At 44.9% G+C, this 14,024-nt stretch carries 16 protein-coding genes; 9 read left to right on the top strand and 7 right to left on the bottom strand.

The window, feature by feature from the left end; genetic code table 11:
* Positions 1 to 5: 5 nt before the first annotated feature.
* Complete coding sequence (gene mrdA, locus ICV39_RS03190; RefSeq protein WP_215390448.1) at positions 6 to 1,913, top strand: penicillin-binding protein 2; 1,908 nt, start codon at positions 6 to 8, stop codon at positions 1,911 to 1,913.
* Positions 1,895 to 3,046, top strand: a complete 1,152-nt coding sequence (gene rodA, locus ICV39_RS03185; protein ID WP_215390447.1) for a rod shape-determining protein RodA — start codon at positions 1,895 to 1,897, stop codon at positions 3,044 to 3,046. The genes mrdA and rodA overlap by 19 nt, the downstream gene beginning before the upstream one ends.
* Before the next feature lie 66 nt (positions 3,047 to 3,112).
* Here rodA and ICV39_RS03180 read toward each other — a convergent pair whose 3' ends face one another.
* Both ICV39_RS03180 and ICV39_RS03175 read right to left on the bottom strand, forming a co-directional pair.
* Complete coding sequence (locus tag ICV39_RS03180; RefSeq protein ID WP_087908896.1) at positions 3,113 to 3,397, bottom strand: HU family DNA-binding protein; 285 nt, start codon at positions 3,395 to 3,397, stop codon at positions 3,113 to 3,115.
* 111 nt (positions 3,398 to 3,508) lie between these two features.
* Positions 3,509 to 3,874, bottom strand: coding sequence for a hypothetical protein (locus ICV39_RS03175; protein ID WP_215390446.1), 366 nt, complete (start codon positions 3,872 to 3,874; stop codon positions 3,509 to 3,511).
* A 151-nt stretch (positions 3,875 to 4,025) separates the two neighbouring features.
* On the opposite strand from ICV39_RS03175, the gene ICV39_RS03170 reads away from it, so the two are divergent.
* Positions 4,026 to 4,928 (top strand): aspartyl/asparaginyl beta-hydroxylase domain-containing protein, encoded by a 903-nt coding sequence (locus tag ICV39_RS03170; RefSeq protein WP_215390445.1) that lies wholly within the window; start codon positions 4,026 to 4,028, stop codon positions 4,926 to 4,928.
* Positions 4,929 to 4,950: 22 nt separating this feature from the next.
* Here the strand turns inward: ICV39_RS03170 and ICV39_RS03165 are convergent, their stop codons facing one another.
* Positions 4,951 to 5,253, bottom strand: a complete 303-nt coding sequence (locus tag ICV39_RS03165; protein ID WP_215390444.1) for a DUF167 domain-containing protein — start codon at positions 5,251 to 5,253, stop codon at positions 4,951 to 4,953.
* Positions 5,254 to 5,276: 23 nt separating this feature from the next.
* On the opposite strand from ICV39_RS03165, the gene can reads away from it, so the two are divergent.
* Genes can through ICV39_RS03145 form a run of 4 tightly spaced genes read left to right on the top strand, consistent with a single transcriptional unit; the run spans position 5,277 to position 9,048 of the window.
* Positions 5,277 to 5,942, top strand: a complete 666-nt coding sequence (can, locus tag ICV39_RS03160) for a carbonate dehydratase (protein WP_215390443.1) — start codon at positions 5,277 to 5,279, stop codon at positions 5,940 to 5,942.
* Between the two features lie 9 nt (positions 5,943 to 5,951).
* A complete protein-coding gene (locus tag ICV39_RS03155) occupies positions 5,952 to 6,848 on the top strand; it encodes a lipid A biosynthesis acyltransferase (protein WP_215390442.1) in 897 nt (298 codons plus the stop codon).
* Between the two features lie 25 nt (positions 6,849 to 6,873).
* The gene (locus ICV39_RS03150; RefSeq protein ID WP_215390441.1) at positions 6,874 to 7,626 is read left to right on the top strand and encodes a metallophosphoesterase; all 753 of its coding nucleotides are present in this window, start codon (positions 6,874 to 6,876) and stop codon (positions 7,624 to 7,626) included.
* A gap of 3 nt (positions 7,627 to 7,629) precedes the next feature.
* Complete coding sequence (locus tag ICV39_RS03145) at positions 7,630 to 9,048, top strand: serine/threonine-protein kinase (protein WP_215390440.1); 1,419 nt, start codon at positions 7,630 to 7,632, stop codon at positions 9,046 to 9,048.
* A 1-nt stretch (position 9,049) separates the two neighbouring features.
* Here the strand turns inward: ICV39_RS03145 and ICV39_RS03140 are convergent, their stop codons facing one another.
* Both ICV39_RS03140 and ICV39_RS03135 read right to left on the bottom strand, forming a co-directional pair.
* Positions 9,050 to 9,679: a carboxymuconolactone decarboxylase family protein gene (locus ICV39_RS03140; RefSeq protein WP_215390439.1), complete on the bottom strand. Its 630-nt coding sequence runs from the start codon at positions 9,677 to 9,679 to the stop codon at positions 9,050 to 9,052.
* Between the two features lie 22 nt (positions 9,680 to 9,701).
* Positions 9,702 to 11,030 carry a dicarboxylate/amino acid:cation symporter gene (locus ICV39_RS03135; RefSeq protein ID WP_215390438.1) on the bottom strand — a complete coding sequence of 443 codons (1,329 nt, stop codon included), beginning with the start codon at positions 11,028 to 11,030 and terminating at the stop codon, positions 9,702 to 9,704.
* 99 nt (positions 11,031 to 11,129) lie between these two features.
* Between ICV39_RS03135 and ICV39_RS03130 the strand changes: the two genes are divergently transcribed.
* Both ICV39_RS03130 and ICV39_RS03125 read left to right on the top strand, forming a co-directional pair.
* On the top strand, positions 11,130 to 11,867 hold the full coding sequence (locus tag ICV39_RS03130; protein ID WP_215390850.1) for a pseudouridine synthase: 738 nt from the start codon (positions 11,130 to 11,132) through the stop codon (positions 11,865 to 11,867).
* 55 nt (positions 11,868 to 11,922) lie between these two features.
* Positions 11,923 to 13,551, top strand: coding sequence for a peptide chain release factor 3 (locus ICV39_RS03125; RefSeq protein WP_371816568.1), 1,629 nt, complete (start codon positions 11,923 to 11,925; stop codon positions 13,549 to 13,551).
* Positions 13,552 to 13,559: 8 nt separating this feature from the next.
* Here the strand turns inward: ICV39_RS03125 and ICV39_RS03120 are convergent, their stop codons facing one another.
* Together ICV39_RS03120 and ICV39_RS03115 are read right to left on the bottom strand one after the other, a co-directional pair.
* Complete coding sequence (locus ICV39_RS03120; RefSeq protein WP_215390437.1) at positions 13,560 to 13,790, bottom strand: hypothetical protein; 231 nt, start codon at positions 13,788 to 13,790, stop codon at positions 13,560 to 13,562.
* Positions 13,791 to 13,792: 2 nt separating this feature from the next.
* Positions 13,793 to 14,020, bottom strand: coding sequence for a DUF2798 domain-containing protein (locus tag ICV39_RS03115; protein WP_215390436.1), 228 nt, complete (start codon positions 14,018 to 14,020; stop codon positions 13,793 to 13,795).
* Positions 14,021 to 14,024: the final 4 nt, after the last annotated feature.

Genomic DNA, 14,024 nt, shown 5'->3' with positions numbered 1-14,024 from the left:
GCTGCATGGTTTCTTTTAAAAAACCCAATCTCGATTCTTTTCAAGAGCGCATTCACATTGCGACCTTGTTTGTTACTGTTTGTTTTTTACTTTTAGTTACCCGACTTGTCTGGCTGCAATTAATTAGCCATGGAAAATATGCGCTGCTTGCTGAAAGTAATCGCATTGCACTTGTGCCAGCACCTGCTAACCGCGGATTAATTATTGATCGCAATGGCATTGTGATTGGCCGCAATTACTCCGCCTTAACACTTGACGTGAATGCGGAAGAAGTCAAAGGCAATGTAGATCAGCTGATCAACGAGCTATCTGAAATTATTGATATCTCCCCAAGAGATCGCCGTAACTTCAAGCGCTCTTTAGAAGATTCGCGCAATATGGGTACGATACCCCTCCGCTCCATGCTGAATGAGGCTGAAACTGCCCGCTTTATGGCCAATCGCTACCGCTTTCCTGGAGTAGAGATTCGAGCAAGGAACTTCCGTGAATATCCCTATAACGAATTGGCTTCCCACTTAGTGGGCTATATAGGCCGTGTTTCGCAGCGCGATAAAGAGCGCATGCAAGCTGAGATTGAGAACTCTAAATCCGACGATCCAGATGCCTTACAAGCCTCTTTCTTGCCAGGCATTCAATACGTAGGAAAAATTGGCTTAGAGCAAAGCTATGAAACTGTTTTGCGTGGCGTACCTGGGTATGACCAGGTTGAAATTACCGCGGGTGGAAAACCGGTGCGTACACTCTCTAGCTCACCATCTGTCCCCGGCAAAAATATTGTGTTGTCAGTTGATGTCAAGTTGCAGTATTTAGTCGAGCAACTTTATGGAAACTTTCGCGGAGCATTCGTTGCTATCGAACCAGAAACTGGCGATGTATTGGCATTTGTTTCTAAGCCAAACTTTAATCCCAACGACTTTGTTGAAGGCATTGATTCTATAACCTGGAAAGAGTTAAACGACTCGCCACAAAAACCTTTGTATAACCGCCCACTCAAAGGCATCTACCCACCAGGATCAACCTATAAGCCATTCATGGCTTTAGCTGCCCTAGAAAATAAAAAGCGCACGCCGTCGCAAACTATTTCGGACCCCGGTTATTTTGATTTTGGTAATCACACTTTCCGCGATGACAAAAAAGGTGGGCATGGAATTGTGGACATGCAAAAGTCGATCGTTGAATCTTGTGACACTTATTACTACATGCTCGCCCGCGATATGGGTGTGAACATGATGCATGACTTTATGAAGCCATTTGGCTTTGGTCAAATTACCGGCATTGATTTACAAGGTGAAGCAAGGGGAGTTCTTCCCTCTACGGAATGGAAACAAAACACCTTTAAAAAACCTGAACAGCAAAAGTGGTACGAAGGAGAAACTATTTCGCTTGGTATTGGCCAAGGATATAACTCATTCACCATTCTTCAGCTTGCGCACGCCATGGCAAATTTGACCAACAATGGCGTTGTAATGAAGCCGCACTTGGTCAAAGCTATTGAGGATCCATTCACACGTAATCGTGTTCTCACAACACCAAAAGAAAGCTATCGCATCGACCTTAGCCCAGAAAATATTGAGGTTATAAAAAAGGCGATGGTGGAAGTAAACCGCTCGGGCACATCAGCAGCAGCTTTTCAGGGTGCGGGATATGTTGCCGGCGGTAAAACTGGTACCGCCCAAGTATTTAGCTTGAACTCAAAAGATTACAAGCATGGCGCAACCGCAGAATTCTTACGTGACCATGCCCTCTACATTGCCTTTGCACCAGCAGATAAGCCAACAATCGTGATTGCCATGGTTGTTGAAAATGCGGGCTTTGGTGCACAGTATGCCGCACCTATCGCACGTAAAGCGCTGGATTACTACATTGAAGGCAAATGGCCCAAGGAGGTTCCCGAATGGAAAAGAGCCCCATAAAAAAAATTCAGTCACTCTTCTTTAGTTTTTTTTCTGGCCTAGATCGCCAGCTAGGTCTTATTTTGCTTGGCTTAGCAGCCGTCGGATTTTTTACATTTTTATCCGCCAGTCAAAATACGCCCGTGCAAATTGCAGATGAATTACGCAATCTTGCGCTGTCATTTGTAGTGATGTGGTTGGTTTCTCGCATTCCACCAAAGTGGTTAGAAATCAGTGCCGTTTGGATTTATGGTCTCGGCGTTGCTCTACTGGTTGCAGTTGCAGCCTTTGGATTAATCAAAAAAGGAGCGCGACGCTGGCTCAATATTGGCATTGTGATTCAGCCCTCTGAGATCATGAAGATTGCCATGCCACTAATGTTGGCTTGGTACTTCCAAAAGCGAGAAGGCATCCAAAGAGCATGGGATTACGGTGTTGCCGGAATCATTTTGGCCATTCCTGTTTTTCTGATTGCCCGTCAGCCCGACCTTGGTACCGCCCTGTTAGTTTTCGCAGCAGGCCTCTATGTGATTATCCTGGCTGGCCTACCTTGGAAATGGATACTGCCATTCGTCGGCGTTGGCGTAGTTGGCATCCTCTTAATTATTATTTTTGGTGGCACGATTTGCGCACACGATGTTGTATGGCCTTTTGTACACGACTATCAAAAGCATCGTATTTGCACTTTGTTGGATCCGAGTAGCGACCCATTAGGCAAAGGCTTTCACACCATTCAATCTATGATTGCGATTGGCTCGGGTGGGTTTTTCGGTAAGGGCTGGTTCCAAGGTACGCAAGCACATTTGGAATTTATTCCGGAAAAACATACCGACTTTGTATTTGCAGTGTTCTCCGAAGAGTTTGGCTTACTTGGCAACTTAGTATTAATTGCACTTTTCTTTGCACTCATCAAGCGTGGTCTTGCCATTTCAGCGAGCGCACCTAATTTATTCACGCGCTTACTCGGCGCTGCAGTAACGCTGATCTTCTTCACCTATGCTTTCGTGAATATTGGCATGGTAAGTGGACTGCTTCCAGTGGTTGGCGTTCCTTTACCATTTATTAGCTATGGAGGCACCGCGCTCGTAACGCTGGGATTTGGTGCGGGCATCTTGATGAGCATTCATCGACACCGTCGTTTAGTACAAAGTTAATACAAAGCATTCTTTTAGGAAATAAAAAAGCCCGGCATGCCGGGCTTTTTTATTAACAATGAAGAATTACTTCTTACGCTTGTTAACTGAATCTTTAAATGCTTTACCAGCAGAAAACTTAACAGTTTTTGCAGCAGCGATTTTGAGTGGCTCGCCAGTTTTTGGGTTACGGCCCATACGTGCTGCACGCTTACCAGAAGCAAAAGTACCAAAACCGATCAGTTGTACTGAGTCGCCTTTAGTAACAGCTTTAATGATGTTCTCGATTGCAGAATTCAATGCGAATTCAGCTTTAGCTTTAGAGATCTCCGCGTCGTCAGCAATCGCTGCGATTAGTTCGGCTTTGTTCAAGTGAAGCTCCTTATAGATATTGATGTCGGCGCACATTGCGCTTCCATGATTTTAACCACAAAAAATTATAAAAATAAAGCTTAGTTACAACAATTTTAAAACTACTGCAAATTAATCATTTATTACTTCTACGCCAGAAACAAAATATTCTGTATCCCCAAAACATGTTGTCGGCAGGCCAATATGTTGATCATACTTTAGGGCAACTTTTTTTCCTAAGTTAGCATTTATTTTTTGCGCCACAGCATCATCACGCACCGTAAAGAGGAATTTTTCAGACATGGTTCCTGGCATAGAAACCATCGCCAATTCCCCCTCCCAGGTCTTGCAAACATATCCGCGTTTGGAGAATTTCTGAACATAACCAGCTCTTTCTCCGTTGCCGTAGCTCCAAGTTAGCATCAACCAGGTATACGCTGCAATCCCCACTAAGCCAATTAAAACAAGGCTTAAGAGCCATTTTGTAAAGCTATTCATGCGGTGTTCTCCCATTTTTATCCACATTAACCCTAATCGAGCTAACTCTCTTGATTTACGTCAAGTATAGGTGCTTATAAGAACAAGAAATAGTGCGCCGGGACATTGGTTACAAATTAAAATTAATCCATCACTTAACTTGGCACAAACAATGCAAGCTCGTCACATTATTTTTTTCATCTTTGTAGCATCGGCAATTTATGTTTATTTCAGAGGGAAAGTGCGTTTTGGCGTAGTGAGATCGCTGACGGATTACCAAGTTCTGCTGGCCCCAATAAATGCTCTTTTGTATTTATTTTCGAAAGTGAAGGCATCCGCCTATATTCCAGTAAGCGAATTCCCTGAAATGAAACCCTTGCAAGATAACTGGGAAATTATTCGTCAAGAAGCGCTTTCTTTAAATGCAGACGGTGCAATCGCGGCCGCCACTGGTTACAACGATATTGGCTTTAATTCCTTTTTTAGAACCGGCTGGAAGCGTTTCCATTTGTATTGGTATGGCAAAGATTTGCCATCCGCCCAGACAAGCTGTCCCAAGACCGTCGCCCTCCTCAAGTCCATTCCCTCTATTAAAGCTGCCATGTTTGCTTCTTTGCCACCTGGGGCAACGCTAGTGCGCCATCGCGATCCCTATGCTGGATCCCTGCGCTATCACATCGGTTTAGTAACACCGAACGACCCCAAATGCTATATCGATGTAGATGGCGAGCGCTACTTCTGGAAAGATGGTGAACCCGTGATGTTTGATGAAACATTTATTCATTACGCCGCCAACGAAACAGATCATCAGCGCATTGTTTTGTTCTGTGATGTTGAAAGACCTGTTCACACGAAAGTAGTGCAATTATTGAATCGATGGTTTGGGCGCTATGTCATGAGCGCTGCTGCTTCTCAAAATGTTCCTGGTGAGAAAGTTGGCTTTGTCAACGTCTTGTTCACTTATTTCTACCATCTTCGTGCTCAAGCCAAAAAACTAAAAGCGAAACACCGCTCAATTTATTACGTTGGCAAATGGGTATTAATTTTGGGAATTTTGTGGGCAATTTTTTGGTAGTCACAAATCGGTAGTTCAAATATTAATCTGGTATCAGTGTTCGAATGATTTGCTCAGCATCAATATCGCCCTGAATCTCAATCCGTTTTCTGCGATTGTTTTGCCCGGAAATAAATTGAATTTGTTTTTGTGGGATCTTTAGCTGTTTAGATAGCCATGCCACCAGTAACGTATTCGCCTTGTTTTCAAGCGGAGGGGCTTGTAAGGCGATTTTGAGGCAATCATCATGCAAGCCAAGAACCTTGGTCTGCTTAGCCCCTGGCTGACAGTGCAGGCTAAGCGTAATAATTCCTGAAGGGGTTTGTTTTAACCAATTAGGCGCCATTAAAGTACTTTAAACTTAATCCCATGCCATACAAAAATTCTCAAGCTCTAGATCACCTGTTTGCTAGTAATCGTCAATGGGCCGAAGGCATGGTTGCTAAGGATCCAGATTTCTTTAAAAGGCTATTAAGCCAGCAGGCTCCAGAATATCTTTGGATTGGTTGTGCCGATAGTAGAGTGCCCGCAAATGAAATCGTCGATTTATTGCCTGGTGAGCTGTTTGTTCACCGCAACGTGGCTAACGTTGTGGTGCACACTGATCTGAATTGTTTATCCGTTATTCAATTTGCTATTGATCTTCTAAAGGTCAAACACATTTTGGTAGTCGGTCACTACGGTTGTGCCGGTGTTCATGCAGCTCTGAGCGACAGAAGGGTTGGGCTTGCAGATAACTGGTTACGTCATGTTAAGGACGTTCATCAAAAACATGAGCGCTATCTTGGTGAAGTGCTGCCAACACCCAAGCGTCAGGATCGCTTATGCGAACTTAATGTCATCGAGCAAGTTGTCAATGTCTGCGAAACCACCATTGTTCAAGACGCCTGGGCACGAGGACAAGAGTTGACAGTTCATGGATGGGCCTATCGATTAGACACCGGCCTAGTAAATGACTTGGGCATGTCCTGCAGCTCCACTGAAGAAATGTTGGATCGTTACGCAAAATCAATCAAGCGTTACGAGTCAGCATAAGAGTTAGTATTGAGCGCTTTTACAAACCATGCGAGCGTCGCATGCTTGAAGTTACTGTCTCTGCTTCCTTATAGAACTTTGGTATCTATTGGTTATGGGCTTGGCTATATTGCCGCAAAAATACCGAGTGATCGCAATCGTGTTATCAAAATCAATTTGAAGTTGTGCTTTCCTGATCTTAGCGAAACACAAGCCGATCTATTAAGAAAACAACATTGGCGACTCTTAGGTCGCAGCCTAGTAGAAAAGAGCATTATTTGGCTAGGCAGTGAAAAACAACTTTCCAAAATGATTGAAGTGAAATCATCTATTGACCTATCGAGCCGCAAGCCTCGCATTTTAGTAAACATGCACTTTACCGGGATTGAGGGCGCCATTATTTTGAGTGCCTTAGCCAAACGCATGGACTGGCCAAGAACCTCGGGATTTTTTCAAAGAATGAAAAATCCTTTCTTTAATCAAAAAATGATTAAATGGCGCAATCGATTTGGGGGCAACTCTATTGATCGCCAAGGAAATACAAAAGCTATTATTCGCGAGATTCGCAATGGCGATCTCATCATTGTTGCCCCAGACATCGATCTGGGACTTAAAGACTCTGAGTTTGTACCCTTCTTTGGCATTGACACAAATACGATTACTACTATTTCTCGTCTTGCAAGCATTAGTGGTGCTGAAGTTTGCTTAATGACAACTACCCTAAAGGACGACGGGTCAGGATATCTCTGCAAGATCAGCAAACCTCTGAAAGACTTTCCAACTGGCGACCATAAAGAAGACACGGCGCGTTTAAATAGGCATTTTGAGGATGAAATTCGTCTACGACCCGCTGAATATTACTGGGTGCACAAGCGCTTCAAAAATCGCCCAAATCACGAAGCAAACCCCTACAACCCTTCTAACTAAAGGACTTTTGTCCTATCATTAGAGGATGACTGAGCGCATTGGGCTGTTCGCCGATCTTCACAGCAATTTAGAAGCTTTTGAGGCCTGCATGACCAGAGCCGAAGAGCTCGGGGTCACTCGCATGGTTTTTCTGGGAGATCTTGTTGGTTACAACGCAGACCCAATTGCAGTCATTGAAAGAATTGCTGAACTAGTCGACTCTAAAAAAGCATTAGCGATTCTTGGCAATCATGATGAAGCAATTTTCAAAGATAGCCGCAATCACATGAATGCCAGTGCCAATGCTGCGATTGAATGGACCAAAAGCAAGCTAAGCAATGCTCATGTGCAATTTCTAAAAGATCTTCCGTTGATTGTTAACGAAGAAAAAATTTGCTTTGTGCATGCTTCTGCACACAACCCAGCTGACTGGAACTACGTTACCGATAGCATGAGCGCCTGGCGCTGCGCTCAGAGCTCTGGAAAGAGCTACACCTTTGTTGGTCATGCCCACGAGCAAGCCCTGTTTTATCAAAGCGCGGTTGGCAAACTCATTCGCTTTGCTCCGCACCCAGGAGATGAGATTCCGGTTCTTCAACATCGCCAGTGGGTAGGCGTTGTTGGCTCTCTTGGTCAGCCTCGAGATGGAAATCCTGAAGCCTGTTTTGCAATCTTTGAGCCAGAAACTGAAGTACTGACATTTCATCGCACTGCCTATGATCACTATACGGCCGCCGACAAGGTAAGACGCGCAGGGCTGCCCGAAGACTTAGCCAATCGCTTAATCACCGGCAAATAAGCTATGCCGATTAATACTGAAATTGAAGCAGTAGACGATATTTTCCAAGAGGGCAAAGTTGTTGATGGTTTTGTTCTCGGACAAGAAGTTCATCGTGGTGGAATGGCAAGTCTTTTCTCGGCGACCAAAGAAGGAATTGATGTTCCGATTCTGCTAAAAATCCCAAGGGTTGGAAGAGATCAGCCAGTAGAGAGTCTCATCGGCTTTGAAACAGAGCTCACCATTTTGCGCTCTTTGAAAAGTCCTTATGTGCCTAGGTTTTTAGGTGCTGGCAATATGGCAACCAGGCCCTATATTGCAATGGAAAGGGTAGCAGGCAGGCCACTTGAAGATCTAATAAAAGAGGGCAAAGAATTTACGATTGACGAAGTAGTCAAAATTGGCGCCGATCTTGCACAAGCAGTTCAATCACTTCACTCTCAAGATGCGATTCATTTAGACATCAAGCCAGAAAATATTCTGATTGATGACAAAGGAAAATTGACGCTTATTGATTTTGGCCTTTCTCACCACGATCGTTTTCCAGATTTATTAGCTGAAGAAATGCGAAAAGGTGTTGGCTCCGCGCCCTACATTTCTCCAGAACAAGTGGCGGGCATACGCACAGACTCGCGCAGCGATATTTATTCTATTGGCGCCATCATGTACGAATTGTTGACTGGCGAACTTCCTTTCGGAAACCCTCAGACAATGACGGGCCTTAGAAGACGTATGTGGGCAGAGCCTTTTCCACCGCGTGCCATCCGTAGAGAAATTCCACGCTGGCTTCAAGAGGTTGTACTACGCTGCCTAGAACCTCGTGCGGCAGATCGATATCAAAGCGCTGCTCGCTTACGCCAAATGCTGCGTGATCCTGAAGGCGTCACGCTGACCGAACGAGCTGACCGCGTAGAGCCACCAAGCTTCTGGGAAAACCTAAAAGGGATGTTTAGAGCGGCTGGCTACGAACCATCCCCAAGCCCAAAACCCAGCATGGGAAACTATGACGCACCATTGATGATCGCGGCAATTGATACCCGTCAGTCTGATGAAAATTTGCGCGAAAGAATGCAAAGCACTGCGAAAAATTTATTGCAGGCTTATCCAGAGAGTCGTCTTGTATGCATCAGCACGATCGCAAGCACACCAACCTACGAGGGCAAGCACGAGAGCGAGACTGCGAGTGGCATTGTGCGTGGTCACTTGGTTCAACTGATGGAATGGGCAAAACCACTTAAGCTTCCACCAGAGCGAATTTCCTATCACGTACTTGAAGCTATGGATCCCGCCTCTCGTATTGTTGAATTCGCAAAAGATAATGATGCTTCACTCATCTTGATTGGCGCATCACACAAACTTCCAAACAAGGTAACGCCTTGGCGAACCTCAATGACCAAGATTGTCGAAGAGGCCCCTTGTAGCGTGCATATTGTCAGAACTTAGTCTAGTGCGAAAGGCGAGGCAGACGCTCTGCAGTCGCTGGAATTGGATGTCTTGCCATATTCATCTCCATGGCTAGAAAGGTGTAGTAACCCGCTATTCCGGCCAAATCAATAGCGCCTTTTTTACCAAAGCGACTTTCTGTTTTCGCAAAGGTTGCATCGGAGACTTGCTTATTCTTTTGCAACTCCATAGTGAAGTTGTAAACAATAGCCTCATCATCACTCATGCCTTCTGGATGTCTGCCCTCTTTTAAAGCTTGTGCAATCTCAGGCTTCAGTCCGGCCTTGATTGCGATTGGATAGTGCACATACCACTCATAATCTTGAGACCATTCACGAGCTGTAATTAAGATGGCGAACTCACTAAGATGACTATCAAATGTGGAGTTGTAACGCAGATAGTCTCCCATGGCTCGCGCATTATTCATGAGCTGTGGGCTATACATCAACATAGCAAAAGGGCCCCATGGAGCCTTCTTGCGCGCGATTTCAAACTCCTGCGCAGCCTTTTGTTGCTCTACCGTATATTGCTCTGGTGGAATGTCAGGAAGACGTGTTTGTGCAAAAGCGCCACCCCAAAATATCAAGAGAAGGGGTGTGAAAAAAGATTTCAAAATACTCTTTTGCGTCATCACACCCTCTCACTCATAACAATTACTTCATCTTTTCTTGTTTTTGGTCCAAGATGATCTCTGGATCTTGGGCTTCAATCCAGTTATCTTTATTGAGTACGGTGGTCAACTGCTTACTATCTAACTCACCAGTCCACTTTGCAACAACAATGGTGGCAACGCCATTTCCAACTAAGTTAGTTAGTGCGCGAGCTTCTGACATAAAGCGATCAATGCCTAAAATGATTGCCAAGCCGGCAACCGGTACTTCACCTACAGCCGAGAGCGTTGCAGCGAGAACAATAAAGCCGCTGCCGGTAACTCCTGCTGCACCCTTTGAAGTAAGCAACAATACCAAGAGCAAAGTAAGCTCCTGCATGATGGTCATCGGCGTATTAGTCGCTTGCGCAATAAATACTGCAGCCATCGTTAAGTAAATAGAAGTTCCATCTAGATTAAAAGAATAGCCCGTTGGAATTACAAGACCAACACAGGTTTTCTTAGCACCCAAGAGCTCCATCTTTTCCATCATGCGAGGCAATACAGACTCGGAAGAAGATGTTCCCAAAACTATTAACAACTCCTCTTTAATATAGCGAACAAACTTAAAAATGCTGAAACCGTTCAGGCGCGCGATGATTCCTAAAACAATAAAGACAAATAACAAGCAAGTTAAATAGAAAGAGCCCATTAACTTGCCCAAGGAGAATAAGGAACCAACACCGTATTTACCAATCGTGAAAGCCATTGCGCCAAATGCACCGATAGGTGCGAATTTCATGATGACGCCAATCATGTCAAAAAGAACATGTGAAGTCTTTTCAACCATATCAAACACCAAAGTTCCGCGCCCACCGAACTTATGCAGTGCAAAGCCGAACAAGATTGCAATAAATAGCACTTGCAATATCTCTCCTTTAGCAAATGCATCAACTGCACTGCTAGGAATAATGTTCATCAAAAACTCAGTGGTCGTACCCATTTTTCCAGGGCCGGTATAGGCAGCGATTCCTTTCGTATCAAGAGTACTTGGATCGATATTCATGCCGGCGCCAGGCTGCAATACATTGACCACTACTAAGCCGACGATCAGAGCAATAGTGCTAACGATTTCAAAATATAGAAGTGCAATACCGCCGGTCTTGCCAACTTTCTTCATATCTTCCATGCCGGCAATACCAATAACAACGGTACAAAAAATCACTGGGGCAATCAGCATCTTGATAGCTTTGATAAAAGCATCCCCAAAAGGCTTCATCTCCGTTCCCAAAGATGGGTAGAAGTGCCCAAGTAAAACCCCAATGACAACTGCCACAAGGACCTGAAAATAAAGAATTTTATAAATTGGTGGCTTCTTTAAGGTAACCGTCATCACTTTTCCTTTATTCACTGGACTGGAGGCTTCTAGTGTAGCCAATACCAAATGCTGCCTCGCACCAATTACGATGCTTCTTTATCGGATAATGTAGTCATGGAAGAAAAAGTACGCGTCTCTAAATTACTCTCAGAGCTTGGTCTTTGTTCTAGGCGGGAAGCTGACTCGTATATAGAGCAAGGGCTCGTCACAGTCGATGGAGAGGTTGTCAATGAACTTGGTGTTCGTGCATATCGCCATCAAAAAATTGAACTGCAATCTGGAGCCAAAGCGCAGCAAGCCTCTCGAATTACCGTCATTCTGAACAAGCCAGTTGGATTTATTTCTCATTACGATGACGAACAGGAATATCAACCTGCCGCCTCATTAATTACGCCTGAAAATTATTTCCCCAATCCACTCGATAAAAATCGCAGCCCCCGCTTTAATACCAAGGGTCTTGCACCCGCCGGCCGCTTAGATATTGACTCTACAGGCCTGCTTGTATTGACGCAGGATGGTCGGATTGCTAAGTTATTAATCGGAGAAAACAGTCCGATTGAAAAAGAATATTTGGTGCGCGTGGAGGGCAGGCTTTCATATGAAGACTTGGATCGCTTAAGACACGGTTTATCTTTAGATGGCGTTGCTCTCAAGCCTGCGCAAGTCAGCTGGCAAAACGAAGAGCAATTACGCTTCGTTTTACGAGAGGGGCGCAAACGTCAAATCCGTCGCATGTGTGAAATGGTGGGCTTAAGGGTGCTTGGATTAAAACGTGTTCGTATGGGGCGCGTTTCGTTGGGTCCTCTACCCCCTGGACAATGGCGCTATCTCAAGCCTGGAGAGCAATTCTAAAAGGGCTACCCGCTTATAATTGCCACCGAACTAGATTAATCAGCGCAGAATTACCATCGATACTAATATCTCCAGCACCCCTGCCGCAGAAGTACTAAGACGTCGCAGCTTTGCCATCATCTCCCACCCAGATGCAGGTAAAACTACGCTCACAGAAAAACTGTTGCTTTATGCGGGTGCAATTCAGATCGCTGGAAGTGTTAAGGCTCGCAAAGCCAGTAGACATGCCACATCCGACTGGATGGAGATTGAGAAACAACGCGGCATCTCTGTAGCAAGCTCTGTAATGCAGATGGAATATCGCGACTGCATTATTAATCTTTTAGATACCCCAGGTCACCAAGACTTCTCTGAGGACACTTATCGTGTTCTCACTGCAGTTGACTCTGCCTTAATGGTTATCGATGCTGCAAATGGAGTGGAATCACAAACATTGCGCTTGCTAGAAGTCTGTCGCGCACGCAACACACCAATCGTTACCTTCATTAACAAAATGGATCGCGAAGTAAAGCCTCCAATGGAGTTAATGGATGAAATTGAGTCAGCACTAGGCATCGAAGTTGTGCCCTTTACTTGGCCAGTGGGCATGGGCAAGTCCTTTGCTGGAGTAATTGATATTGCCAACAATCGTATGCGCATGTTTAAGGCCGGGGAAGATCGAGTAACTGAAGACTCACACGCTGTTATTGACATTAATGATCCAGCACTGAAAGAGCGCCTTGGCGTTGATCTTGAAAATGCTCTGGGTGAAGTTGAACTTATTAAAGAAGCAATGCCTGCCTTTGATCGTGAAGCCTTCTTAGCGGGCCGCCAATCCCCAGTATTCTTTGGATCTGCAATTAACAACTTTGGTGTGCGAGAAATCCTGAACACCCTCGTTGAATTAGCACCATCACCTGGCGGGCGCAAAGCATTGCAACGTGAAGTCAGTCCGGCGGAAAATAAATTCTCAGCGGTGGTTTTCAAGATTCAGGCCAATATGGATCCTGCACACCGTGACCGCGTGGCTTTCTTGAGGATCTGTTCGGGTCATTTTGAACGCGGCATGAAACTCAAAATCTGTCGCAATGGCAAAGAAGTGCGAACTAATAACGCACTCTCGTTTTTGTCACAAAGACGCGACATTTTGGACGAAGCTTTTCCTGGCGACATTATTGGCTTGCCAAATCATGGGCTACTACGCTTAGGTGACACGCTAACTGAAGGCGAGCAACTACAGTTCACGGGACTGCCTTTCTTTGCCCCAGAAATTTTCCGACTTGTTGAATCAGCCGACCCATTGCGTTCAAAACAATTGCGCACTGGCTTGATGCAACTTGGTGAAGAAGGCGCTATTCAAGTATTTCGTCCTATGGCCGGGGGCACCATGTTGCTAGGCGCATTTGGACAACTGCAATTTGAGGTTGTGAGCCATCGTCTACAAACTGAATATGGCGCTGAAGTTCGCTTATTACCTGCGCGCTATAGTCTCGCTCGCTGGGTTAGCTCTGATGATCCTGTAGCACTCAAAAAATTTACCCAAGAAAACATTCATCGCATGGCAGAAGATGTTGTTGGAGCGCCAGTATTTCTAGCATCTCATAAGTCTGAGCTAGATGTGGCGCAACAACGCTGGGAATCAATTCAGTTCCACGCCTTAAGAGAACATGCCGGCCTCATTTATCAATCTGACCTAGCCGGCTAATACAAGCATCAACGCACTGAAATGCAACTAAAGACAGTTGCTAGAGAAGAGTCGCCACTTTTGTACTTGGCTACCTTTCCATACTGGGCGCAATAAGCATTTGCCTTTTGAGTTAATTGATCAATTGAATCGCCATCAGCATTCAAAAAAGTGACATGTTTTGAATCTGATGCATCGGTGTATACCGGTGTACAAGCCGCTAGCGCAAAAATGACTATCAATAGTGCAATAATTTTCATACTTAGCTCTTTAGCTTTTCAAGAACTGCCGCGGTTATTTTCGTTGCCAAAGATCGGTAGGCCAATATGCAAACGATTGCAACAGGATACGCGACTAGCCATACCTCAAGCCAGATCCAAATGAAATTCTCAACTGCGCCAATGCGAACAAATGTTGTTGCAAGGGTGATGCTGGCAGACATTAAAAAACCCATCACCAAAGCAAAAATAAAATTGGGAATATTGATCATGATT

The sequence above is a fragment of the Polynucleobacter sp. MWH-UH25E genome, from assembly GCF_018687095.1.
Taxonomy (GTDB): domain Bacteria; phylum Pseudomonadota; class Gammaproteobacteria; order Burkholderiales; family Burkholderiaceae; genus Polynucleobacter.
This window is presented reverse-complemented; position numbering and strand designations above follow the sequence as displayed.